Source organism: Streptomyces sp. NPDC002958 (assembly GCF_055563255.1).
Map to the genome: position 1 here is coordinate 224,679 of NZ_JBVHDS010000001.1, position 23,342 is coordinate 248,020.

19 protein-coding genes are annotated in these 23,342 nt (G+C 69.1%); 12 read left to right on the top strand and 7 right to left on the bottom strand.

Annotation, left to right across the window (positions count from 1 at the left end; translation table 11 throughout):
- Positions 1–27: 27 nt before the first annotated feature.
- From ACZ3IC_RS01160 to ACZ3IC_RS01175, 4 genes are read left to right on the top strand one after another with little or no spacing between them, the layout of a single operon-like run.
- Complete coding sequence (locus tag ACZ3IC_RS01160) at positions 28–537, top strand: SseB family protein (RefSeq protein ID WP_467411358.1); 510 nt, start codon at positions 28–30, stop codon at positions 535–537.
- Positions 534–1,181, top strand: a complete 648-nt coding sequence (locus tag ACZ3IC_RS01165; protein ID WP_467411359.1) for a hypothetical protein — start codon at positions 534–536, stop codon at positions 1,179–1,181. Before ACZ3IC_RS01160 ends, ACZ3IC_RS01165 begins: the two co-directional genes overlap by 4 nt.
- The gene (locus ACZ3IC_RS01170; RefSeq protein WP_467411361.1) at positions 1,181–5,803 is read left to right on the top strand and encodes a putative T7SS-secreted protein; all 4,623 of its coding nucleotides are present in this window, start codon (positions 1,181–1,183) and stop codon (positions 5,801–5,803) included. The genes ACZ3IC_RS01165 and ACZ3IC_RS01170 overlap by 1 nt, the downstream gene beginning before the upstream one ends.
- Positions 5,804–5,820: 17 nt before the next feature.
- The gene (locus ACZ3IC_RS01175) at positions 5,821–6,156 is read left to right on the top strand and encodes a hypothetical protein (RefSeq protein WP_467411363.1); all 336 of its coding nucleotides are present in this window, start codon (positions 5,821–5,823) and stop codon (positions 6,154–6,156) included.
- A 433-nt stretch (positions 6,157–6,589) separates the two neighbouring features.
- Here ACZ3IC_RS01175 and ACZ3IC_RS01180 read toward each other — a convergent pair whose 3' ends face one another.
- Entirely contained in the window at positions 6,590–6,862 is a 273-nt protein-coding gene (locus ACZ3IC_RS01180) for a DUF397 domain-containing protein (RefSeq protein WP_467411365.1), read from the bottom strand.
- Positions 6,843–7,694, bottom strand: a complete 852-nt coding sequence (locus ACZ3IC_RS01185; protein ID WP_467411367.1) for a helix-turn-helix domain-containing protein — start codon at positions 7,692–7,694, stop codon at positions 6,843–6,845. Before ACZ3IC_RS01185 ends, ACZ3IC_RS01180 begins: the two co-directional genes overlap by 20 nt.
- A gap of 117 nt (positions 7,695–7,811) precedes the next feature.
- Here ACZ3IC_RS01185 and ACZ3IC_RS01190 point away from each other — a divergent pair, with 117 nt between their 5' ends.
- The gene (locus ACZ3IC_RS01190; protein ID WP_467411369.1) at positions 7,812–8,045 is read left to right on the top strand and encodes a hypothetical protein; all 234 of its coding nucleotides are present in this window, start codon (positions 7,812–7,814) and stop codon (positions 8,043–8,045) included.
- The gene (locus ACZ3IC_RS01195; protein WP_467411370.1) at positions 8,042–8,506 is read left to right on the top strand and encodes an ATP-binding protein; all 465 of its coding nucleotides are present in this window, start codon (positions 8,042–8,044) and stop codon (positions 8,504–8,506) included. The genes ACZ3IC_RS01190 and ACZ3IC_RS01195 overlap by 4 nt, the downstream gene beginning before the upstream one ends.
- Positions 8,507–8,545: 39 nt before the next feature.
- Here the strand turns inward: ACZ3IC_RS01195 and ACZ3IC_RS01200 are convergent, their stop codons facing one another.
- Positions 8,546–11,887: a S41 family peptidase gene (locus ACZ3IC_RS01200; protein ID WP_467411372.1), complete on the bottom strand. Its 3,342-nt coding sequence runs from the start codon at positions 11,885–11,887 to the stop codon at positions 8,546–8,548.
- Between the two features lie 246 nt (positions 11,888–12,133).
- On the opposite strand from ACZ3IC_RS01200, the gene ACZ3IC_RS01205 reads away from it, so the two are divergent.
- On the top strand, positions 12,134–12,706 hold the full coding sequence (locus ACZ3IC_RS01205) for a TetR/AcrR family transcriptional regulator (RefSeq protein WP_467411373.1): 573 nt from the start codon (positions 12,134–12,136) through the stop codon (positions 12,704–12,706).
- 119 nt (positions 12,707–12,825) lie between these two features.
- Positions 12,826–15,063, top strand: a complete 2,238-nt coding sequence (locus ACZ3IC_RS01210) for an MMPL family transporter (protein WP_467411376.1) — start codon at positions 12,826–12,828, stop codon at positions 15,061–15,063.
- 194 nt (positions 15,064–15,257) lie between these two features.
- Here ACZ3IC_RS01210 and ACZ3IC_RS01215 read toward each other — a convergent pair whose 3' ends face one another.
- Complete coding sequence (locus tag ACZ3IC_RS01215) at positions 15,258–15,608, bottom strand: SsgA family sporulation/cell division regulator (RefSeq protein WP_467411378.1); 351 nt, start codon at positions 15,606–15,608, stop codon at positions 15,258–15,260.
- A 182-nt stretch (positions 15,609–15,790) separates the two neighbouring features.
- Here ACZ3IC_RS01215 and ACZ3IC_RS01220 point away from each other — a divergent pair, with 182 nt between their 5' ends.
- The 4 genes from ACZ3IC_RS01220 to ACZ3IC_RS01235 all read left to right on the top strand — a co-directional run bounded on the left by ACZ3IC_RS01220 (position 15,791) and on the right by ACZ3IC_RS01235 (position 19,609).
- Positions 15,791–16,849, top strand: a complete 1,059-nt coding sequence (locus ACZ3IC_RS01220) for an energy-coupling factor ABC transporter permease (protein ID WP_467411381.1) — start codon at positions 15,791–15,793, stop codon at positions 16,847–16,849.
- Position 16,850: 1 nt separating this feature from the next.
- Positions 16,851–17,612, top strand: coding sequence for a cobalt ECF transporter T component CbiQ (cbiQ, locus tag ACZ3IC_RS01225; RefSeq protein ID WP_467411382.1), 762 nt, complete (start codon positions 16,851–16,853; stop codon positions 17,610–17,612).
- Positions 17,609–18,379: an energy-coupling factor ABC transporter ATP-binding protein gene (locus ACZ3IC_RS01230; protein ID WP_467411385.1), complete on the top strand. Its 771-nt coding sequence runs from the start codon at positions 17,609–17,611 to the stop codon at positions 18,377–18,379. Before cbiQ ends, ACZ3IC_RS01230 begins: the two co-directional genes overlap by 4 nt.
- A gap of 66 nt (positions 18,380–18,445) precedes the next feature.
- Positions 18,446–19,609: a serine hydrolase domain-containing protein gene (locus ACZ3IC_RS01235; RefSeq protein ID WP_467412077.1), complete on the top strand. Its 1,164-nt coding sequence runs from the start codon at positions 18,446–18,448 to the stop codon at positions 19,607–19,609.
- Positions 19,610–19,693: 84 nt separating this feature from the next.
- Here ACZ3IC_RS01235 and ACZ3IC_RS01240 read toward each other — a convergent pair whose 3' ends face one another.
- From ACZ3IC_RS01240 to ACZ3IC_RS01250, 3 genes are all read right to left on the bottom strand, one after another.
- A complete protein-coding gene (locus ACZ3IC_RS01240) occupies positions 19,694–20,545 on the bottom strand; it encodes an EamA family transporter (RefSeq protein ID WP_467411387.1) in 852 nt (283 codons plus the stop codon).
- Entirely contained in the window at positions 20,542–21,036 is a 495-nt protein-coding gene (locus tag ACZ3IC_RS01245) for a YbaK/EbsC family protein (protein WP_467411389.1), read from the bottom strand. The genes ACZ3IC_RS01240 and ACZ3IC_RS01245 overlap by 4 nt, the downstream gene beginning before the upstream one ends.
- Before the next feature lie 181 nt (positions 21,037–21,217).
- A complete protein-coding gene (locus ACZ3IC_RS01250; RefSeq protein WP_467411391.1) occupies positions 21,218–22,852 on the bottom strand; it encodes a penicillin-binding transpeptidase domain-containing protein in 1,635 nt (544 codons plus the stop codon).
- Between the last annotated feature and the right edge of the window lie 490 nt (positions 22,853–23,342).

The following is a 23,342-nucleotide window of genomic DNA, read 5'->3' on the forward strand; positions in this document are numbered from 1 at the left end:
GAAGCGTGCCGTGACAGCATTCGACGCGTGTTCGATAACGGGGATGACATAGCGGAGCCGCCTGTTCGGCGTTCGAAGATTGCTGACTTGGCCGAATGGCCTGTTCCCGAGGTGCCTCCGGCACCACGTGAGGCACCGAAACCTGTCCCTGCCGTGACGCCGGAGGTTGATCCTGCGGCGGCGGCTCGGCGTGAGTTTGCTGTGTTGCTGGGTGAGTTCCGGCGTACGGCGGTGTTGGTGCCGCTGGATGAGTTCGGGGATTTGTGGTCGGCGGAGCAGAACGGGGTGCGTTGGATCTGTGCGTTCTCGGATGAGGAGGCGTTGGCTCGGTTTGCGCGGGCTCGGGGGGATGCCGGGCGGGAGTGGACGTATCAGGCGGTGTTGGGTGCGCGGTTGTTGGATGTGATGGTGCCGTTGCTGCCGGGGCCGGCGGGGGTGGCGCTGGATGCGGGCAGTGAGGACGGCGGGATGTTGTTTCCGCCGGTGGCGGGGATCGTGCCTGACGCGGTTGCGGTGGATCTCGGGGGGATGCAATGAGTGGGGAGAGTGCTGATCTTCAGGTGCCGCCGGAGGCGTTGGCGGCGATCGCGAAGGGGATCGATCTGGCGCATGCTGAGTTGAAGGATCTCGGCATGATCGGGCAGGCGTCGATGGGGCGGGGGTTTTCGGATCTTGCGTTGTCGGGGCTGGAGTTGGGGCACGGCGGGCTGACGTCACAGTTCGAGACGTTCTGCAACCGGTGGGAGTGGGGTGTGCGGGCTCTGACGCAGAAGGGCAACAACTTCGCCCTGGGGGTCGGGTTGTCGGCTGGTTCCTTTGCGGAGCAGGAACGGTACGTCAAGGACTCGTTCAAGATCGGCGTGAACTCCCTGAACGGGAACCCGCACCTGTCCGAGGACGAGGTGAAGGGCATGAGCTGGGACACGATCAGCAGCCAGACCATGTACGACAACCCGGACTGGAGCGAGGAGTCGATGCTGAAGGCGGGTGAAGAGGTGCAGCAGACCTGGAAGGACACCGCCTACGACGTGGAGGACGCCCGACTCGACGCGATGGAACGATCCGGGCTGGTGGACCCGGCGGTGCGGGAAGCGGCGGATGAGCAGCTGAAGGAGCAGTTTGATCCGTCGGAGGAGACGATTCGTCAGGCTGAGCAGCCGCGGTGGGGGGAGAGTCGCTGATGGTGGACTGGGGGAAGCTCGGCGGGGATCTGTACGACGGTGCGGGCGAGCTGGTCGACAAGGGCAAGGAGATTGTCGGCGAGGGGATCGACAAGGGCACCGATTTCGTCGGCTCCGGGTTGGAGAAGGTCGGCGCGGATGAGTGGGCGGATGCGGTCGAGGACTGGGGTGATGAGACCGCGTCGTCGCTCGGGGCGGAGGTCGGGGAGAAACAGCTCGGGCAGACCGAGGAAGCGAACGAGCTGATCCACGGCAGGCCGGAGAAGATCAGCGCGGCGGTGAAGAACCTTCGGGACTTCCAGAAGGCTTTCGATCTCGTCGGTGGCGGGATGAAGAAGCTCGACTCCGGCCACTGGAAGGGTGAGGCCGCCGACGCCTTCCGGGCGAAGTTCGAGACCCTGCCCACGGACTGGCTGCGTGCGGCGGATGCGTTCGAGGACGCAGCCAAGGCGCTGGAGACGTATGCCGGGGCGGTCATCGGCGCGCAGGCCAAAGCCCGCGAGGCGATCGCTCTCCACAAGGAGGGCAAGCAGGACTACGAGAGGGCCGCTGCCGCTTTCCGGGAGAAGGCGGCAGCGTACAACGCGGTACGCAACACCGATCACCCCCTCCCGCATCCCGGAACGTTTTCCGATCCGAGCGTGGCCAAACGGCAGCATGCTCAGGAGGTCCTGGAGGACGCGCGGCGGGCGCGCAACGAGGCCGCCGAAGTGGCCAAGGGCGCGGTCACCGCGGCGATGGCACACGCCCCGAAGGAACCCACCGGCCTGGACCGTGCCAAGCAGGAGTTCATCGACTACGAGGTCGGCCAGGGCATCGAGCTGGCCCACTTCGGCGGCGGAGTCATCAAGGGCACCGCAGGACTGGTCAACTTTGTGAGGTCGGTCAATCCGACCGACCCCTACAACCTGACGCACCCGGCCGAGTACCTCAAGGGCGTCCACATGACGCTCGCCGGCCTCGTCTCCACCGCCGCCAACCCCGACCGCGCGCTCAAGAACGCGTGGGACGCCGCCAAGGGCGACCCCTCCGAATTCATCGGCCGACTCGTCCCCGAACTCATCGGCACCAAGGGCGGCGGCCTGATCAAGGGCGGCCTACGGGCCGGAATGAAGGACCTCCTCAAACGCCCCAAGGGTAAGAACCGACACGAACACGAAAGGAACCCCGACCCCAACTCCCAGGAGTGCAGCAAGGTCAAGTGCGCCGGAGACCCCGTCGACGTCGCGACCGGGCGCATGCTGCTCCCGCAGACGGACATCACGCTTCCGGGATCGCTGCCTCTTGTCTTCGAGCGCGTCTTCGACTCCTCCTACCGGGCCGGCCACTGGTTCGGCACCGGATGGTCGAGCACAGTCGACCAGCGCCTGGAGATCGACGCGGAAGGCGTGGTGTTCAGCTGCGCCGAAGGCAGCCTGCTCGCCTATCCGCATCCCACACCCGGCGTTCCCGTCATGCCCACACATGGTCGGCGCTGGCCCCTTGACCGGGTGGACGACGGCTACACCGTCACCGACCCGGAAACCGGCCGGGTCCGGCACTTCGTCGACCATGCGGGCGGGGAGCTGGCGCTCCTGGTCCAGATCGACGACCGCAACGACCGATGGATCACCTTCGAGTACGACGAGACAGGTGCCCCGACATCGATCGTGCACCACGGCGGCTACCACCTGAAGCTCACCACGAACGACGGCAGGGTCACCGCCCTGCACCTGGCAGGCGCCGCCCCCGACGGCACCGACCAGGAGATCCTCCGCTACGGCTATACCAATGGCCATCTCACCGAGGTCACCAACTCCTGTGGCCGCCCCCTGCGGTTCGGCTACGACGAACTGGGCCGCATCACCTCCTGGACGGACACCAACGGCAGCCGGTACGAGTACGTCTACGACGAACACGACCGCTGCGTGTACCAGTCGGGTACGAATGGTCACCTCGAAGCCCACTTCACCTGGGACGACACCGACCCCGACACCGGCCTGCGCATGACGTCCATGACCGACGGCCTCGGCCACACCAAGCGGTATGTGATCAACGACCGCTCCCAGGTCGTCGCCGAGATCGACGCCCTGGGAGCGGTCACCCGCTTCGAGTACGACCGATTCCACCGGCTGCTGTCCGTCACGGACCCGCTGGGCCACGTTATCCGCTCCACCTATGACGAGCACGGTCGCCTGACGGTGGTGGAGCGCCCGGACGGACGGCAGACGCGAACCGAGTACAACGAACTCGGGCTCCCGATACGCATCATTGGCACAGACGGCAATGTCACGCGCCAGACCTTCGACGAGCACGGCAACCGCACGTCGGTAACGGAATCATCTGGCGCGACCACCGCGTTCACCTACGACGACACCGGCACGCTCACCTCCGTCACAGATCCACTCGGGCACACCTCGACGGTCGCCTCCGACAAGGCCGAACTCCCCCTCGGCATCACCGATCCGCTGGGGGCGGTCACACGGTACGAGCGCGACGCATTCGGCCGACCCGTTTCCATCACCGATCCGTTGGGCGCCGTCACGCGGCTGGAGTGGACAGTCGAAGGCAAGCTCGCCCGCCGTATCGAGCCCGATGGCAGCACGCAGGTGTGGATGTACGACGGCGAAGGCAACTGCCTTTCTCACACGGACGCCATGGGCGGAACGACCCGCTTCGAGTACACGGTTTTTGACCTGCTGACGGCCCGCACGGGCCCGGACGGCGTGCGGTACGAGTTCATCCACGACACGAATCTCTGCCTGACGAAGGTGACCAACCCGCAGGCGCTGGCGTGGACGTACACGTACGACCCGGCAGGCCACCTGGTCGCAGAGACTGACTTCGACGACCGGACGCTGACCTACATGTACGACGCGGCCGGGCGCCTGACGTCCCGTACGAACGCGCTGGCCCAGACCGTCACGTACGAGCACAACGCACTCGGCCAGGTCGTTCGCAAGGACGCGGCGGGCGCGGTCACGGTGTTTGAATACGACATCTTCGACGAGCTGGCGGCGGCCACCGGCCCGGACGCGACGCTGCTACGGCTACGGGACCGCTTCGGCCGCCTCAAGTCCGATACGGTGAACGGCCGTACGCTCTCCTTCACCCACGACGCACTGGGCAGGCGAACGGGCCGGACGACCCCGGGTGGGGCGGCGAGCAGCTGGTCGTACGACGCGGCGGGCCGCCGGGCCTCACTGACCGCCTCCGGCCGGACACTCACCTTCACGCACGACGCGCTCGGCCGCGAAACATCCCGTATGGTGGGTGGCTTCGTGTCTCTGGCCTCTTCGTTCGACGTGATGGGTCGCCTCACGGCCCAAGAGATCACCGCGGGTGGTGGCCGTCGTCTCCAGCACCGCGCGTACGCCTACCGTCCCGACGGCAACCTCGTCGGCATGGTCGACGCGCTCTCAGGCGCCCGCCGCTTCGACCTAGACGCGGCAGGCCGCGTGACGGCCGTACACGCGGCCGGTTGGACGGAGCGGTACGCGTACGACGAGGCCGGCAACCAGGCGGAGGCTTCCTGGCCACCTACCCACCCCTCACACGAGTCGACCGGCCCCCGCACGTACACGGGCACGGGCATCACGCGCGCGGGCTCCGTCCGCTATGAGCACGACGCCCAGGGCCGTACCGTCCTGCGCCAGAAGACCCGCCTCTCGCGAAAGCCGGAAACCTGGCGCTACGCGTGGGACGCCGAGGACCGCCTGACGTCGGTGGCGACGCCGGACGGCACGGTCTGGCGGTACGCATACGACCCTCTGGGCCGCCGAATATCCAAACAATCGCCCTTGGAGACACTCCACTTCACCTGGGACGGCGCGACCCTCTGCGAGCAGACGACAGAGGACACGACCCTCACCTGGGACTACGCAGGCTTGCGCCCCCTGACCCAGACGGAACGCCGCCGCGGCTCCACCGACGACCGCTTCTTCGCCATCGTCACGGACCTGATCGGCACCCCGACGGAACTCGTTGACGAATCGGGCGCCTTGGCCTGGCGCGCGCGTACCACCCTCTGGGGCACCACCACCTGGACCCGCGACGCCACGGCGTACACCCCGCTCCGCTTCCCGGGCCAGTACTTCGACCGTGAATCGGAACTCCACTACAACTTCTTCCGCTACTACGACCCAGAGTTGGCCCGCTACCTCGCCCCGGACCCCTTGGGCCTGACCCCGGCCGACAACCCGGTCACGTACGTCCACAACCCACACACGTGGAGTGACCCGCTCGGGCTCGGTCCCTGCCCGCCCCGGATCCCGGGTGGAGGCTGGGACCTCAGTGGGGATACAAACCCACTGAGCATCATCCCGAAGGACGCCGTTCAGGAACCTTGGAAGCCGATCCCAGGTGGTGTCGAGCACGGCATCAAGTGGAAGTGGACGGACGATGTCACGGGTAAGACGGTGCGTATGCGCGTCCACGGGCCCGACCTCGGCCCACACGCCGGCCCTAACGCCAGCAGCGGCCCCATCTACCGCATCCAGATCGGGCGCCAATTCCAGGACGAGGCAGGCAAGCTCTACCACGCGCAGATCGGAAACTCGAAAAGTCCGAACTATAATGAGACGGCGATCAACGACACCCACATTCCGTGGCCCAGCCATCTGCCGGTGCCGTACCCGCACTGAACTGGAAGACGGGACATATGGAAAGCAAGTATTATGTCGATTTCCTCCGAGACCTTCTGAGTCTCGATGAAGCGGTGCGTACGGAGGCGAGCGACCGCGTTCAGGACTTCGTGAACCTGCTCTCCCGCACCCAAGCCAGAGTGGTAGGGGACCTGATCGCCATGCTGGCCCCGCACGAGGAGTCCCGGGTGGCCCTGGAGGCGCTCCTGCACGCGCTGAGCGATCTCGACGGATGCGGGAAGCTTGACGGTGTCGATCTTTCGCCCCTGGGGGAAATCCCGGAATCCGTGATCCACGTGGAACACCGCGAGTACATGGAGGAATTCGCCCCCGCGCATCGCGGGGGCGAGTAACGGCACCGCAGAGTGAGCGTGGACTCACGCCCACCTGAAGGCGAGGTGCCTGCCTTGGTTGAGCGAGCTGGCCAGGACCTGCTGGGACGCCGTCGTAGAGATTGATCTGTCCGGGGCCGCCATCCCCGAAGTCGGCAGCTCAGCCCGTGACCGACACGTTCCGCCACGACACTACGCGCTTGGTGGACATATCCATCGGCGGTGGAATCCTGACCAGCACGGCGGGCCACCGATTCCACGTCGAGGAACGTGGCTGGACGCTTGGGAGCACGGCACAGCACCGTGCTCGACCTGGTCCGATCACCCGGAGCAGCGTGGCGACGGCCGCGCCGTGGGCGTCGGCGGTCGACGGATCGTGACCGCGTTGCCGTGACTCGGCCGGTCCGGGGCGGTGTACCCGCATGGCCGGTCGGTAGTGTCGAGGGGGCGGTGGTCAGGCCGTCTTGACAGACTCGATGAACGGCGTCCACGCGGACGCGGTGATGACGAGTGCTGGTCCTTCGGGGCGCTTGGAGTCGCGGACGGGGACGATGCCGAGCTGGCCGTCCGCGACTTCGAGGCAGTCGCCGCCGGAGGTGTTGCTGTGGCTGCTCTTGCGCCAGCGAGCGAACCCCTCCGCGACTTCGAGGCACTCGCCACCGTCGCCGTTGCTGTGGCTGCTCTTGCGCCAAGCAGCGGCGCTGAGATCAAAGTGGATGCTGGCCATGCCGGTACTCCTCAGCCGCCTTCTCGATCAGGGCGAGGGACACCTCTGGCGGCAAGGCGGCGGCCCTGAGCCGATCGTATGCCTTGCGGTACTTCGCCACGATGGACGGATCGTCGATGGTCTGGCCGTGGTACGGGCCCTCGGTGTAAAGCAGTGGTGGTTCGTCGTCGAAGTCCATGAGGAAGAGCGGTAGCTCGGTGAAGGGCCGGGTCGGGCCGTTCCACGGCAGGATCTGCGTAACGATGCGACTGCGCCGTACCAGGGCGGCGACGTGCTCCAGTTGTTCGGCCATCTCCGCAGGCGGGACGATGGGGTGGCGCACGAGGGACTCGTGCAGGACGGCCCAGTATTCGGGCTTCTTGGGGTCGTCGAAGAGCCGGGCCCGTTGCATTCGGGCGTCGATCTTGGCTTCAACTTCCTCCAACGTGTCCAACGGGTGAGCGGAGCGGTTGATCGAGTGCGCGTACGCCCTGGTCTGGAGCAGTCCCGGGAACAGGGCGTTGGACCACACTCCGATGGTCCGGGCCCGCGTTTCCGCCTCCGCGACCCCGGCGAAGTACGCGGCGTGCGCCCCCTGTTTGGCCTTCCGCACGTCCTCGCACCGCCGCTCGAAGAACCCGTCCGTAGCCAGCACCCGGTCCACGTGCTGGGCCAGGTCCTTGGGCATCCGGCGATGGCCGTGCTCGATCTCGCTCAAGTACGTGATGCCGTAGAAGCTGCCATCGACGAGCTTCTCCAGGGTCAGGCCCGCCGCCTCCCGTTTGAAGCGGATTTCCTTGCCGTAGAACTGCGGGACTCCTGCCGAGCCGTCGATCTCCTTGCGCGTAGCCACTCTTGACCACCTTTCGCGCTGTGCGTTGTGGAGCGGAAAACCCTTTCAAGGTAGGGCCCACTACGGCAGCGTGTGAGGGGTTCGTCACTATGCGCAACGAAAGGTGTACGGCTCCTCATGGACGGCACGATGGACGACACACAGGACACTCCCGACTACGACATCGGCGCGGACATCGACGCGCTCCGCGCCGCGCTCACGGCCCACGGCATCACCCTGCCCTCGCTCGGCGTCGATCCGCTGACGCTCGCCGGGTGGACGGCCCGGCCGCCGCTGGTCGCGCTCGGCAACTGCGATGTGGCGACCGCACGCCGGATGGCCGAGGTGCTGCGTTCGGCGGTCGGCGGATGACCCCGCTGCCGCTCAGGGTGGATCTGCTTGCCGTGCCGAAGGCCGTACCGGAGATGCGGCGCACCCTGCGGGAGCGGTGCGGTGGTGCGGCGTCGCCCGATCTGCTGCTCTGCGTCAGCGAGTTGCTGACCAATGTGATCGGGCATCTCGGCGAGGGGACGCCGGTCACCCTCCGGGTCAGCGGTACGCGTTCCGGCCGGGTCCGTGTCGAACTGAGTGATCCCGAGCCCTGCGCCTGGCCCGCCCTGCGGACTGCGGCCGACGGCGACGAGTCGGGGCTGGTGCTCGTGGACGCGTTGGCACTGCGATGGGGCGTGGAGCAGGGGCCGTGCGGGAAAACGGTCTGGTGCGAGCTGGGTGCGCCCGACCGGTGGGGCTCGCCGGTGGGCGAACCGGCCGGCCTCGGCGCTGCCGGAACGGGCGTCGGCCTCGGCGGACCCGGAGCCGGGCCGACGCGCTGAACGGTGCGGGGTGTGGGGTGTGCTGCCGCGGTCGTCCGTCTACCGCGGTGGCAGGGTGGGGCGCCGCCGGTCCGGGACCGTGTCGTACGTCGGAGGGGTCGCCGCCGGATGTGCTTCCAGCAGGTCCAGCGCCACCTGTACCGCGTCGTCAAGTACCGCGTACCGGCCCTCGGCCCAGTCGAGCGGGGTGCGCAGGGCTTCGAGGTCCGGTTCTACGCCGTGGTTCTCGACCGACCAGCCGTACGTGTCGAACCAGGCCGCGTTCATCGGCACCGTGATCACCGTGCCGTCGCTCAGCCGGTGGCGGCCGGTCATGCCGACCACCCCGCCCCACGTCCGCTGACCCACCACCGGGCCCAGTTTCAGCAGGCGGAACACCGCGATGATCATGTCGCCGTCGGAGGACGTCGCATGGTCGGCCAGGGCGACCACCGGGCCCCGGGGCGCGTTGGAGGCGTAACTGACCGGCTGGGCATTGCGGGTCAGGTCCCAGCCCAGGATCGTGCGGGTGAGCTTCTCCACCACCAACTCGCTGATGTGGCCGCCCGCGTTGCCGCGTACGTCGACGATCAGAGCGGGTCGGGAGACCTCCTTGCGCAGGTCCCGGTTGAACTGGGCCCAGCCCGAGCCGCCCATGTCGGGGATGTGCAGGTACCCGCACTTGCCGCCGCTCAACTCCCTTACGATTTCACGGCGTTTGGCCACCCAGTACTGGTAGCGCAGGGGGCGTTCGTCGATCAGGGGGACGACTGCGACGCGGCGGGAGTGGCCCTCGTTGCCGGAAACCAAGGGGCCCGGAGGGCCTTCGTCGGAAGGGTGGGGGTGGGAGACGGGCGGGCTGAAGGTGAGTTCGACCGTGGTGCCGCCCGCCGCGGAGAGCAGGGGGTATGGGCCGGTCACCGGGTCGACCGGGCGGCCGTCGACATGGGTGAGGACCGCGCCCTCCCGGATGCCGGTACCGGCAAGCGGGGAACGGGCCTTGGAGTCGGAGGAGTCGCCGGGCAGGATACGCCGGACCGTCCAGCCGCCGTCCCGGCACACCAGGTCGGCGCCGAGCATCCCGATCGCCCGCTGGTAGTGCGGCGGCCCCTCGTTGCGGCGGGCCGGTGACACGTACGCGTGCGAGGTGCCCAGTTCGCCCAGGACCTCGCGCAGCAGATCGGCGAACTCGTCGGGGGAGGCGACCCGTTCGACCAGCGGGCGGTACTGGTCGAGCACGCCGTCCCAGTCGATGCCGCACATGTCCGGTTCCCAGAAGTACGCGCGGATGATGCGGCCCGCCTCCGCGTAGGCCTGCCGCCACTCCGCCGCCGGGTCGACCTCGTGGAGGATGCGGCGCAGGTCGAGGTAGACCGTCGTGTCGCTGTCGGCGATCTCGTTGGCGGGGACGGCGCGCAGCTCGCCCTCGTCCATCACGACCAGCCGGGTCGCGTCGCCGCTGACCGCGAACGAATCCAGGTGTCCGACGAGTTCGGTCTTCCTGGCCCGGGAGATGTTGAAGTGTTCCAGCGTGGGGCGGCCCGACACGTCCGCCGGGTTGACGAACGTCTCACCGAGCGCGCCCGAGATCGGCCAGCGCAGCCAGACGAGTCCGCCGCCGCTCACCGGATGCAGGGCCGAGTACTTCGACGCGGAGACCGGGAACGGAGTCACCCGGTTCTCCAGCCCCTCGAACTCCACCCTGACCGTGGACGGCCCCTCGCCCGTACCGACGTCGGGAACGTCGTCGGCCGGATCGAGCCCGCCCGCCGCCGGGCGGCCCTCCGGGGACAGGGCGAACGGGGAAGGCGTCGCCGAGGAGAGCGGCACCAGGTACGGGCGGCAGCCCAGCGGGAAGGAGAGGTCGCCGGTGTGGACGTCGTACACCGGGTCGAAACCTCGCCAGGAGAGGAAGGCGAGGTAGCGGCCGTCGCCCGTGAAGACGGGGTTCTCGTCCTCGAAGCGGCCGTTGGTGACGTCGACGATCACCGGTGATCCCGTCCCCAGGATGCGGGCCAGTTTGATCTGGCGCAGCGAACGGCCGATCCCGGGGTGGGACCAGGTCAGCCAGGCACCGTCCGGGGAGAACGCCAGGTCGCGGACCGGTCCGTTGACGGAGCGGATCAGTTCCACGGGCTCGCCCGTGGAAGTCTCCTCGTCGGTGTCCAGGAGCAGCAGGCGGCCGTCGTTCGTCGCGATCGCCAGCCGTTCGCCGTCCGGGTCGGGGACCAGTTCATGGACCCGGCCGAGCTGTCCGGAGGCCAGCCGGCGCGGCGCGCGGTCGCCGCTGGCGCGCGGCAGGTACGCGATCTCGATCGCGTCCTCGCCGTCCGCGTCCGTGACATAGGCGACCTGGCCGCCGCTGCCGAGCATCTCGGGCAGCCGGACCCGGACCCCCGGGGTGTCGGCGATGGTCCGGGCGGGGCCGTCGCGGTGGGTGAGCCAGTACAGGCTGCCGCGTACGCAGACGGCACTGGCCCGGCCGGTCTCGTCCACGGACAGCGAGGCGACGTTGCTGGCGGTCGGTACTTGGTACGTACGGCGCCCGGCGCGCGGCCCGCCGAGCCGTACCTCCAGCTTGCGGGGTACCGCGTCCGGCGATGCCAGGTCATCGACCAGCCACACGTCGCCGGCGCACTGGTAGACGACCCGGTGTCCGTCGCTGGAGGCGTGCCGGGCGTAGAAGGCGTCGTGGTCGGTGTGGCGGCGCAGGTCGCTGCCGTCGGGCTGACAGGAGTACAGGTTGCCGACGCCCTCGTGGTCGGAGAGGAACGCGATCCTCCCGGCGACGAACATGGGGGAGTCGAGATGGCCGCCGATGTCCGGGAGCAGCCGTTTGCCGTGCAGCCACAGCCGCCCCATCGCACCGCCGCGATACCGCTTCCAGGAGGCCGGTTCGTGGGGCGGCTTCCCGGTGAGCAGCAGGGTGCGGTGCTCGCCGTCGATGTCGGCGACCGTGATGTCGGAGACCGGGCCCCAGGGGAGCTTGCGGCCGGGGCTGCCGTCCGTGGGGAGGGTGTAGGCCCAGGCGATGTGGGAGAACGGCTGGTTGTGCGAGGACACGGCGAGGATCTGGGACGCGTCGCCCGGTTCGGGTGTCCATCCGCAGACCCGGGCGTCCGTCGACCCCCAGTAGGTGAGCCGGCGTGCCGGGCCGCCCTCGACGGGCACGAGGTGGATCTCGGGGTCGAGGCTCCGCCAGGTCGTGTACGCGATACGGCTTCCGTCGGGGGAGAACCGCGGGTGACCGACCCGGGTCCGGTCGACGGTCAGCCGCCACGCGCGGCCGGGCTGCTGCCCCTCCGGGGCGAGGGGAGCGACCCAGAGATCGTCCTCGGCCGCGAAGCAGAGCAGATCTTCGTGGAGGTGCGGAAACCGGAGATACGCGGCGTCGTCGCTCACCTCTCCATGCTTTCCGCGTGTGAGGGCCCCGGCAACTCGTGGTGCGGAAGGGCTTGTGGTGCGGAAGGGCGTGTGGTGAGGCCAGGGCCCGTGGTGAGGACAGGGCTTGTGGTGCGAATAGGGCTTGTGGTGTGAAACACATCAAAACGGTTTCGATTCGCCGGGCGGGCGGGGTTAGCGTCGATGTGTACGAAACGGTTTCGTTCCATTTGCTGGTGTACGAGAACGTGAACAGGAGGTCGATACATGGCACGTTCCCGGCTCACGCCCGAGCGTGAGAGCGAGCTGTACGCAGCCGTGCTCGACCTGCTCCGCGAGGTCGGCTACGACGCCCTGACCATGGACGCCGTCGCCGCCCGCACCCGTTCCAGCAAGGCCACCCTCTACCGCCAGTGGGGGAGCAAGCCCGAGCTGGTCGTCAAAGCCCTGCGGCACAACAAGCCGGTGTCCCTCGCGGAGATCGACACGGGATCGCTGCGCGGCGACTTCCACGCCGCACTGAGCCGCAGCGACGACTGCCAGATGGAGAAGGACTCCGCGCTGTTGCGGGGCCTGAGCCATGCCGTCCACAACAATCCCGATCTGCACCAGGCCCTGCGCGAGCTGCTGATCGAGCCGGAGATGACCGGCCTCGACACGCTGCTGCGCCGAGCTGTGGACCGGGGTGAGGTACGTCCGGACAACCCGGCGATGAGATATGTGCCGCACATGGTGGTCGGCGCCCTCGCAGTCCGGCAGCTGGTTGAGGACCGTGCTGTCGACCAGGCGTTCCTCCTCGATTACGTCGACTCCGTGGTTCTCCCCGCCCTCGGAGCCTGACCCCGCGCGTCCCGTGCGCGCGGCCCTCTCCCCAAGCTCCACCTGACACGCCGCTCTCGTCGTCGGGCTGGTTCCTCACGCCCCTTGCACGCACACGACCTGACCGGGAGTACGCCTCCGTGGCCACATTTCTCTACAAACTCGGACGATTCGCCTTCCGGCGCCGCCGCTATGTCGCTCTGGTCTGGGTGGCACTGCTGGCAGTCGCCGGAATCAGCGCGTTCTCCGCGTCCCCCGCCACCTCCAGCTCCTTCTCGATCCCGGGTACGGAGGCGCAGAAAGCCTTCGACCTGCTGGAAGAACGTTTCCCCGGCGCGAGCGCCGACGGCGCGACCGCACGGGTCGTCTTCAAGGCCCCCGACGGCGAGAAGATGACGGACCCGGAGAACGTGGCCGAGGTGAGCGGGGTCACCGAGGAGCTGAAGTCCGGCTCGGACCAGATCGCCTACGTCACCGACCCGTACACCAGCAACGCCGTCAGCAAGGACGGCTCCACCGCGTACGTCTCCGTGTCCTACGAGGTCAGCACGCTGGAGCTGACCGATGCGACCCGGGACGCGCTTCAGGACGCGGGGGAATCGGCGCAGAAGAGCGGGATGACCGTGGAGATCGGCGGTGACGCGCTCCTGGTGATACCGGAGACCGGGGTCGCCGAAGTCATCGGCGTCGCGGTCGCCGCCGTGGTGCTGGTCATCACCTTCGGCTCGCTGATCGCCGCCGGGCTGCCGTTGCTCACCGCCCTGATCGGGGTCGGTATCGGTGTCTCGACGATCACGGCACTGGCGAACGTGCTGGAACTGGATTCCACCACCTCCATCCTCGCGATGATGATCGGCCTCGCGGTCGGTATCGACTACGCGCTGTTCATCGTCTCCCGCTACCGTGCCGAGCTGGCCGGGGGCCAGGAGGGCGAGGAAGCGGCCGGTCGGGCCGTCGGCACGGCCGGTTCCGCGGTCGTGTTCGCCGGACTCACCGTCGTCATCGCGCTGGTCGGCCTGGCCGTCGTGAACATTCCGTTGCTGACGAAGATGGGCTTCGCCGCAGCCGGCACGGTCGCTCTCGCCGTTCTCATCGCGCTCACCCTGGTCCCGGCGCTGCTGGGCTTCGCGGGCAAGCGGATCACGGGACGCAAGGCGCGCAAGGCCGCCGAGGAGGGGAAGCGGCCCGCGGCCAAGCCGAACATGGGCACTCGCTGGGCGCGGTTCGTGCTGCGCAAGCCGGTGTGGGTGCTGGTGGCCGGAGTCATCAGCCTCGGCGTGATCGCCGTACCGGCCGCGTCCCTGGAGATGGGCCTGCCCGACGAGGGCTCCCAGCCCACCAGCACCACCCAGCGGCGCGCCTACGACCTGGTCTCCGAAGGCTTCGGCCCCGGCTTCAACGGGCCGCTGACGGTCGTCGTCGACACGGCGGACAGCCCCGACGGGAAGGCCGCGGCCAAGCGGGTCTCCGACGAGATCTCCGGCATGCCGGGCGTCGTCGCCGTCACCCCGGCCCAGTTCAACAAGGCCGGCGACACGGCGGTGTTCACCGTCGTACCGAAGGACCGGCCGAGCTCCGTCGAGACCGAGAACCTGGTCCACGAGATCCGCGACGCGGGCAAGGACATCAAGTCCGACACCGGCGCCGAGGTCCTGGTCACCGGCTCCACGGCGATGAACATCGACTTCTCGCAGAGGATGTACGACGCGCTGGCGCCGTACCTGGCGCTCGTCGTCGGCCTGGCCTTCGTGCTGCTGATGCTGGTCTTCCGGTCGGTGCTGGTGCCGCTGAAGGCGGCCCTCGGCTTCCTGCTCTCGGTCCTCGCGGCCCTGGGTGCGGTCGTCGCGGTCTTCCAGTGGGGCTGGCTCGACTCGCTCTTCGGCGTGGAACAGCCCGGCCCGATCCTGTCGATGATGCCGATCTTCATGGTGGGCATGGTCTTCGGCCTCGCGATGGACTACGAGGTCTTCCTCGTCACCCGGATGCGTGAGGCGTACGTCCACGGCGAGAAGCCCGACCAGGCGATCGTCACCGGCTTCGATCACGGCGCCCGGGTCGTCACGGCCGCGGCCGTGATCATGATGGCGGTCTTCGCGGGCTTCATCAGCTCCAGCGAGCAGATGATCAAGATGATCGGCTTCGCGCTCGCCATCGCCGTCTTCTTCGACGCGTTCGTGGTCCGGATGGCGATCGTCCCGGCCGTTCTGGCCCTGCTCGGCAAGCGCGCCTGGTGGCTGCCGCGCTGGCTGGACCGGCTCCTGCCGAACGTCGACGTGGAGGGCGAGGGACTGCGCAAGCGGCTCGGCGAGGCACCCGAGGGCGGCACCGGCGGTGACGGACGCGGCGGTGACGCCGAGGGGGAGCTGACCCGCGTCTGAGCCGTACGGCCCGGGCCATACAGCCTGAGGGGTCCGCGTCCGAGCGGAGCGCGGCCCGGATGCGCGGGTTACCTGTGGGGACGGGGGGCGGGGCACATACAGATGCCCCCGTGCGAGTCGGCGGCACGGGGGCATCTGCCATGCGTATGCGTCATGTGTGTCATGCGTCATGCGTCATGCGTCAGGCGTGAGTGTCATGCGCGCGAGGGACTGCCGGTGTTCTCGTCGTGTGTGCGGTGCAGAAAACGGATCAGTGGCGCGTTGTCGAACTGCACCACCTCCACACCATCTTTCGAGTGGAGCTCCACGACCACCTGCGTCCGTCCGCACGGCCATACCCGGACCCCGCCGCGTTCGGCGGGGGAGTGCAGTCCGCGTTCCAGCAGGTCGCGGGCGAACGCCCAGTCGATGCCGCCGGGGAAGGCGACATGGACGGTATGCGGGTCGACGTCGGCGTCGTACAGCAGGTCGACCGGCACCGCCGGGAGGTCAGGGGTGTCATTGACGAGCCAGGCTTCGGCCTGTTCATGGATCACGGGGGGCATACACCGACTCCTCCTGTGTGTTCTCCTTCGTCATTCAATGTCCCATATTTTCCGTGATGGGCGCGGGGCGGTTGGTTGTGACATTCCCGCTCTTGCGAAGGGTTTGCAACAAGGCCCTATCATTGGACGGTTCACGACACCGTCCGCGGCAACGCAGGATCGCAGGAAGCGGAGCCTCCCTTATGCATGTACCCGACGGATTCATCAACGCACCCGTCTCAGCCGTCGCCGGAGTCGCCGCCGCGGGTGCCGTCGCCGTCAGCCTGCGGGGTGCCCGCCGCGAATTGGATGAACGCACCGCGCCCCTCGCCGGCCTCGTCGCCGCGTTCATCTTCGCCGTGCAGATGCTGAACTTCCCGGTCGCGGCGGGCACCAGCGGGCATCTGCTGGGCGGGGCGCTCGCCGCGATCCTGGTCGGGCCCTATACCGGGGTGCTCTGCATATCCGTCGTACTGCTCATGCAGGGCATCCTCTTCGCCGACGGCGGCCTCACCGCGCTCGGCGTGAACGTGCTCGTCATGGGCGTCACGACCACCGTCGTCGCGTACGCACTATTCCGCGGACTGCTCGGCGTGCTGCCGCGGACCCGCCGCTCCGTGACGGCCGCGTCCTTCGTCGCCGCGCTGGTCTCCGTACCGGCCGCCGCCTGCGCCTTCACGTTCATCTACTGGATCGGCGGCACCACCGACATCCCGATAGGCCAGGTCTTCACCGCCATGGTCGGGGTCCACTTCCTCATCGGTATCGGCGAGGCTGTGATCACCGCGCTGACCGTCGGCGCCGTCGTCGCCGTACGCCCCGATCTGGTCCACGGCGCCCGCGGACTCACCGCCCCGCTCAAGCTCCGGGTCGACGGCGAGCTCGTCGACGCCCCCGCCCGGCAGTCCGTCGCCCCGGTCGCAGCCCGCTCCACCCGTGGAATATGGGCCGCCGGCCTGGTCACCGCCCTCGTCCTGGCGGGCTTCGTCTCCTTCTACGCCTCCGCCGCCCCCGACGGCCTGGAGAAGGTCGCCGCCGACCAGGGCATCGACAAGAAGACCGAGGAGCACGCCGCCAAGGACTCACCGCTCGCCGACTACGGCGTCAAGGACGTCTCCAACGCCCGGATCTCCGGCGGCCTGGCCGGAGTGATCGGTGTCGGCGCCACGGTCGTGGTCGGCAGCGGAGTCTTCTACGTGGTCCGCCGCCGTCGCACACCGGACGCGCCCGCCACCCCCTCGCGCCCCCAGGGAACCGTCTGACATGGGCGCAGGCCACGCACACAGGCTCTACCGCCACGGGCACTCGCCGGTCCACTCCCTGCCGCCGCACTGCAAGCTCGCCGCGGTCTTCGGCTTCGTCGTGGTCGTCGTCTCCACGCCGCGCGAGGCGGTGTGGGCGTTCGCGTTGTACGCGGTACTGATCGGCTCCGTCGCCGCCCTGGCCCGTATCCCCGCAGGCTTCCTGCTCAAGCGATTGCTCATCGAGGTGCCGTTCGTCGCGTTCGCGCTGCTCATGCCGTTCGTGGTGCCCGGCGAGCAGACCGATGTGCTCGGCCTCTCCGTCAGCGTCCCCGGCCTCTGGGGCGCCTGGAACGTCCTCGCCAAGGGCACCCTCGGCGTCGCCGCGTCCGTGCTCCTCGCCTCCACCACCGAACTGCGCTCGCTGCTGCTCGGCCTCCAGCGGCTCAAGCTGCCGCCGCTGCTCGTCCAGATCGCCTCCTTCATGATCCGGTACGGCGATGTGATCACCGACGAGATGCGCCGGATGTCCATCGCCCGCCGTTCCCGCGGCTTCGAGGCGCGCGGCGTACGGCAGTGGGGTGTCCTGGCCAAATCGGCGGGCGCGCTCTTCATCAGGTCGTACGAGCGCGGCGAACGCGTCCACCTCGCGATGGTCAGCCGCGGCTACGCCGGTTCCATGCCGGTCATCGACGAGGTGACGGCCTCCCGGACCCAGTGGGCGTACGCCTCGGCCCTCCCCGTACTCGCCCTCGCCATCTGTCTGCTGGGATGGACCGTATGAGCCTGCCCACCGCCCCCGCACCGTCCCTGGAAGTCAGCGGCCTCGCCTACGCCTATCCCGACGGCCACCAGGCACTCTTCGGGGTGGACCTGACGGTCGCCCGAGGCGAACGCGTCGCCCTGCTCGGCCCGAACGGAGCCGGCAAGACCACCCTCGTCCTCCACCTCAACGGCATCCTCGACGCCGGTGCGGGCACCGTCCGGGTCGCCGGTCTCCCGGTCGAGAAGCGCAACCTCGCCGAGATCCGCCGCCGCGTCGGCATCGTCTTCCAGGACCCCGACGACCAGCTCTTCATGCCCACCGTCCGCGAGGACGTCGCCTTCGGCCCCGCCGCCTCCGGGCTGCGCGGCGCCGAACTGGAGGAACGCGTCACGGAGGCTCTGCGGCAGGTCGGCATGGAGGAGTACGCGAACCGGCCGCCGCACCACCTCTCCTTCGGCCAGCGCCGCCGCGTCGCCGTCGCCACCGTCCTCGCCATGCGGCCGGAGATCCTCGTCCTGGACGAGCCGTCCTCCAACCTGGACCCGGCCTCGCGGCGTGAGCTCGCCGACATCCTGCGGTCCCTGGACGTCACCGTGCTCATGGTCACGCACGACCTGCCGTACGCCCTGGAGCTCTGCCCGCGCGCGGTCGTCCTGAGCGAAGGTGTCATCGCCGCCGACGACCGCACCCAGGATCTGCTCTGCGACGAGAAGCTGATGCGCACCCACCGTCTGGAACTGCCCTTCGGCTTCGACCCGCGTTCCGTGACTGTGGACATGGGGTGACCCGCCACACGTCCGACCTGCGACGGGATGCACCATGGGGGGATGAGCGGGAGCGCAGGAGCAGGCGTGGATGTACGGGGCACGGTGGCGGCCGGATTCGAACCGGTCAGGGATGCTTTCGTCCGTAACTTCGAGCGGCGCGGCGAACAAGGTGCCGCCGTCGCGGTCTACCGGGACGGGCACAAGGTCGTCGATCTGTGGGCCGGTACGAGAGACGTCGACGGCGTGGAACCGTGGGCCGTCGACACCGTGCAGATCGTCCGCTCGGCGGGCAAGGGCATAGCCGCCGCCGTACCGCTGCTGCTGCACCAGCGCGGCCAGGTCGACCTCGACGCCCCGGTCGGCACGTACTGGCCGGAGTTCAAGGCGGCCGGCAAGGAACGGGTGCTCGTCCGCCACCTCCTCGCCCACCGGGCCGGCATACCCGCCCTCGACTGCCCGCTGACGCCCTCCGAGGCGGCCGACGGGATCTTTGGGCCACAGGCCGTCGCGGCCCAGCGCCCCCAGTGGGAACCCGGCACCGACCACGGCTACCACGCCCAGACCTACAGTTGGCTCATCGGCGAACTGGTGCGCCGGGTCACCGGCCGCACCGTCGGCCGCTGGATAGCGGAAGAGATCGCCCGCCCGCTCGGCCTGGACTTCTGGTTCGGCCTCCCGGCGGACGAGGCGCACCGGGTGGGCCGGATCGGCCCCGTCGAACCCTCCGCCGGCGCGGGCGACGGCGGCGCCCTGCGGATACGTCCCAAGCGGTCCGTCGTCGAGGCGTACCGCGACCCGGAGTCCCTCACCCGCCGAGCCTTCGGGGCCATCGACCCCTTCCCCGACGAGAACGACCCCGCCTACCGTGCGGCCGAACTCCCCGCCTCCAACGGCATCGCCACCGCCCGCGCGTTGGCCCGCTGCTACGCCGCGATGATCGGCCCGGTCGACGGCCACCGCCTGTTCGCCCCTGCCACGCTCACCCTCGCCCGCACCGAGGAGTCGGCGGGCCCGGACCGGGTCCTGGTCGTCAACACCCGCTTCGGCCTCGGCTACATGCTGCACGGCCCGGCGGCCCCGCTGCTGGCCCCCGGCTCCTTCGGCCACCCCGGACGGGGCGGCTCCCTCGGATTCGCCGACCCCGAATCCGGCATCGCACTGGGCTATGTGACGAACGGTCTGCAGAAGGGAGTCACCGCCGATCCCCGTGCCCAGGCCCTGATCAGGGCAGTACGGTCGGCGCTATGACTCCTCCGTACGCGGTGGACCGGGCCAGGACCTCGGCGGCCCACTGTTCGGCCTCGTACGGTGCACGCAGCCTGTTCATTTCGCTCAACTCGACCGCAGCATCAGCCCGATGCCGACCACCATCAGCCCCGCCGCCGCGATGCGCGGCGCGCCGAACCGTTCCTTGAAGAACACCGCGCCCATGGCCGCGCCGACGATGATCGACGATTCGCGGAGCGCCGCGATCGGGGCCAGGGTCGCGCGCGTCTGGGCCCACAGGACGAGGCCGTACGCGGTCACTGACAGAGCCGCACCCAGCAGCCCGCGCGTGGCGAACGGCTTCAGCCGGGCGGCGAGTTCGCCCCGGTGACGGTGGAGCGCGTAGGCCGGGATGGCCACCCCCTCCAGGATCATCAGCCAGGCGGTGTAGCCGAGCGAGGTGCCCGAGGCGCGCACCCCGACCCCGTCGATCGTGGTGTATACGGCGATGGCCAGGCCGGTCGCGAGGGCGGCGAGCAGCGCAGGCCAGTCCGGGCGTCTGCCGGAGCCGCGGATACCCCAGAGGGCGAGCCCGACGAGCCCCGCCGAGGCCACCGCGACGCCCGTCGTGGCCCAGACGTCGGGGCGTTCACCGACAAAGACGGTGGCGAGGACCGTCACCACCAGCGGGGCCGTACCCCGGGCGATCGGATACATCTGGCCGAAGTCGCCCAGGGTGAACGAACGCATCAGCAGCAGCATGTACGTCACATGGAGAGCGGCCGAGGAGAAGAGATACGGCCAGGCCCCGGCGGCCGGAAAAGGGACGAAGAAGGCCGCCGGGGCGCTGATCAGCAGCCCGCCCCCGGAGATCAGGGTGAAGGAGAGGACCTGGTCCTTGATCCCGTGCGCGATCGCGTTCCAACTGGCGTGCGTGACCGCTGCGATCAGGACGGCAAAGGCGACCAGTGGCGTCACTCGGACTGCTCGCGCACATCCACCACGGTTCCGCCGGCGTGCGCGATCAGCGTCTTGGGATCGAGGGGGAAGACCGTGTGCGGGGTGCCGGCCGCGGCCCACACCACGTCGTGATCCAGCAGCCCGCGGTCGGCCAGCACCCGGGTCCTCGTACGGTGCCCGAAGGGCGGTACGCCCCCGATCGCGTACCCGGTCGTCTCCCGGACCAGCTCGGCCCCGGCCCGCTCGACCCTCCCGGCCCCCAGCTCCCCCCGTACGAGCTCGACGTCGACGCGCGAGGAACCACCCATCAGGACCAGCACCGGGACGCCGTCGGCCTCGAAGATCAGGGACTTGACGATCTCGCTGAGCTCGCAGCCGATCGCGGCAGCGGCCTCGGCGGCCGTACGTGTGGCCTCCGGGAACCGACGGATCTCGACCTGTAGCCCCAGCTCCCGCAGGGCCTCGGCGAATCGGGGATGGGCTTCGGCGCTGGTCTCAGGACTGCTCATGACGTGCACGCTAGCGAATGCCGCGCAGCGCACGCGACGGGTTCCGTGTGCAACGGGACCCGGAAGCCGGAAACAAGGCAGCCGAAGTCACGGTGAAAAACAGGCAGTTGGGCCGCGCCGGACCACTGTCGGCCGCATCCGGAGAGGCCGGACGCGGCCGGTGGTCCGGTGGGCGGGCGCGTCAAGAACCCGCGCGGAGCACCGCCGCCACCACCGGTCCCGCCGCGTCCCCGCCGTGGCCGCCGGACTGGACGACCGCCGCGGCGGCCAGCTCGTTGCTGAAGCCGGTGAACCAACTGTTGGACGTGGCCTGGCCGTCCACCTCGGCCGAGCCGGTCTTGGCGCCCTTGTCACCGCCGACCGAGGCCATCGCGTCCTTTCCGGTACCCCAAACCGCGGTCTGGCGCATCATGGCGGTGAGCTGCTGGGAGACGGTGGGGGAAAGCGACCGGGATGCGGTGGCGATCGGCCGGCCGTCCAGACCCTGCTCCACGAGGATCGGCTGGCGGAAGGTGCCGTTCCTCGCGGTGGCGGTGATGGAGGCCATGTTGAGGGCGTTCATCTGGACCGTGCCCTGACCGATGTACTGGGCGGCCGCCTCGCCTCCCGTGGCCTCGGGCACGCTGCCGTCGAAGGACACGACGCCGGTCTGCCAGTCCAGGCCGATTCCGAAGACGTCGCGGGCCTCCTTGGCGAGCGCCGCGTCGTCCTTCGTGTCGTCGATCAGCTTGATGAAGGCGGTGTTGCAGGACCGGGCGAAGCTCGTCGTCAGGGTGCCGTCGGGAATGGAGAAGCCGTCCAGGTTCTGGAAGGTGCGGCCCTGGTACATCGCGGTGGGCGGGCACTCGATCTTCTGGTTGGCCGAGGTGAGGCCCTTCTCGATCAGCATCGCCGCCGTCACGATCTTCAACGTCGATCCGGGCGCCTGCTTGCCCTGCATCGCGGCGTTGAACCCGGTGGCCGGATTGTTGGCCACCGCGCGGATCGCGCCCGTGGACGGCCGGACCGCGACCACCGAGGCCTGGCTGAACGTCTTCACGGCTGCCTCGGCTGCCGCCTGGGCGTCGGCGTCCAGCGTGGTCCGCAGCTTGCCCGGCTTGCCCTTGGTGAGGGTCAGCAGGTTCTTGTCCGGGCCACCCTCGTCCCCGCTCTCGATCCACGTCTCGACGCCCGCGGTGCCGCCGGCCTTCTCCCCGTACTTCTCGCGCAGCGCTTCCAGGATCGGCCCCAGGGAAGGGTACTTCTCCTCGGTGAGCACCTTGCCGTTGTGATCGACGGCCTCGATCGACGGCGTCGACGCCTCACCCGTCCTGAGCGACGCACCGGCCGTCAGATCCGGGTGGATCACGGTGGGAGCCCAGTCGACCAGTGGCCGGCCGGTGGTCAGGCCGCGCACCACGGTCAGTTCGGAGGAATACGACCAGGGCTTGGACTTCCCTCCGAACGACACGGTCGCCTTCACCGTGTACGGCACCTTCGTGCCGACCGCCGGGCCCGGAGTGATCACCGCCTCGGTGACGTGGGCGTTCTCGCGGTAGCCGGACAGGGCCGGTTCGGCCTCGGCCGCGTTGTTGGTGAGCTGGGACGCGACCGCCGCGTCACCGCTCGCCCAGGCCTTGAGGAACTTCTTTGACGTGTCGTCGATCTCCGCCTCGGTGACCGGCCCCGACTTCACCTCGGCGGAGGCGGACCTGCTGTCCGTGCCGTCGCCACCGCCGTTCAGCCCGTCCAGGACGTTGTACGCCCCGTAGCCCACCCCGCCGACCACGACCGCGAACACTCCGCCGACTATCGCGACCTTCGCTCCACTGCGCATCCCTGCAGTCCCCTCCCCAGGAGTTCCCCTTGAACGTGTTCAAGGGGATGCTGCTGGGCAGCCTACGGGACGGTGATGACAGCCGAGACGGTTGTTATCGGAACGCGATATGTGTGGCGTGAATACGTCGTTTCAATCAAGGTGTGCCGGTCAAATCCAGGTGTCCAGCCACATTCTGTTCCGCCAGGACTCGTCGGGAATGGGCGTTCCCGTATGGATGGGCCAGAAATAGATGCCTCGCGAGACGGGGAGGCATGAGCCCGGGTGCTGGACCTAGCGGCGGCGGGTGCTAGGTCCAGCAGGGCAGTCCTAAGGCGGCAGTTCCCAGCGGGGACGAAGGCGGGCCCACGCGCACCACGCGTGGGCCCACCTCCGTTGGTGTCCGAGATCAGCTCGGCTGGTCCCCGGTGTACCGGTAGATACCGCCTGCTTCATTGACGTGCCACACGGTGCCGTCGGCTGCTACGCCGATGTCGACGGCCTTGCCGGG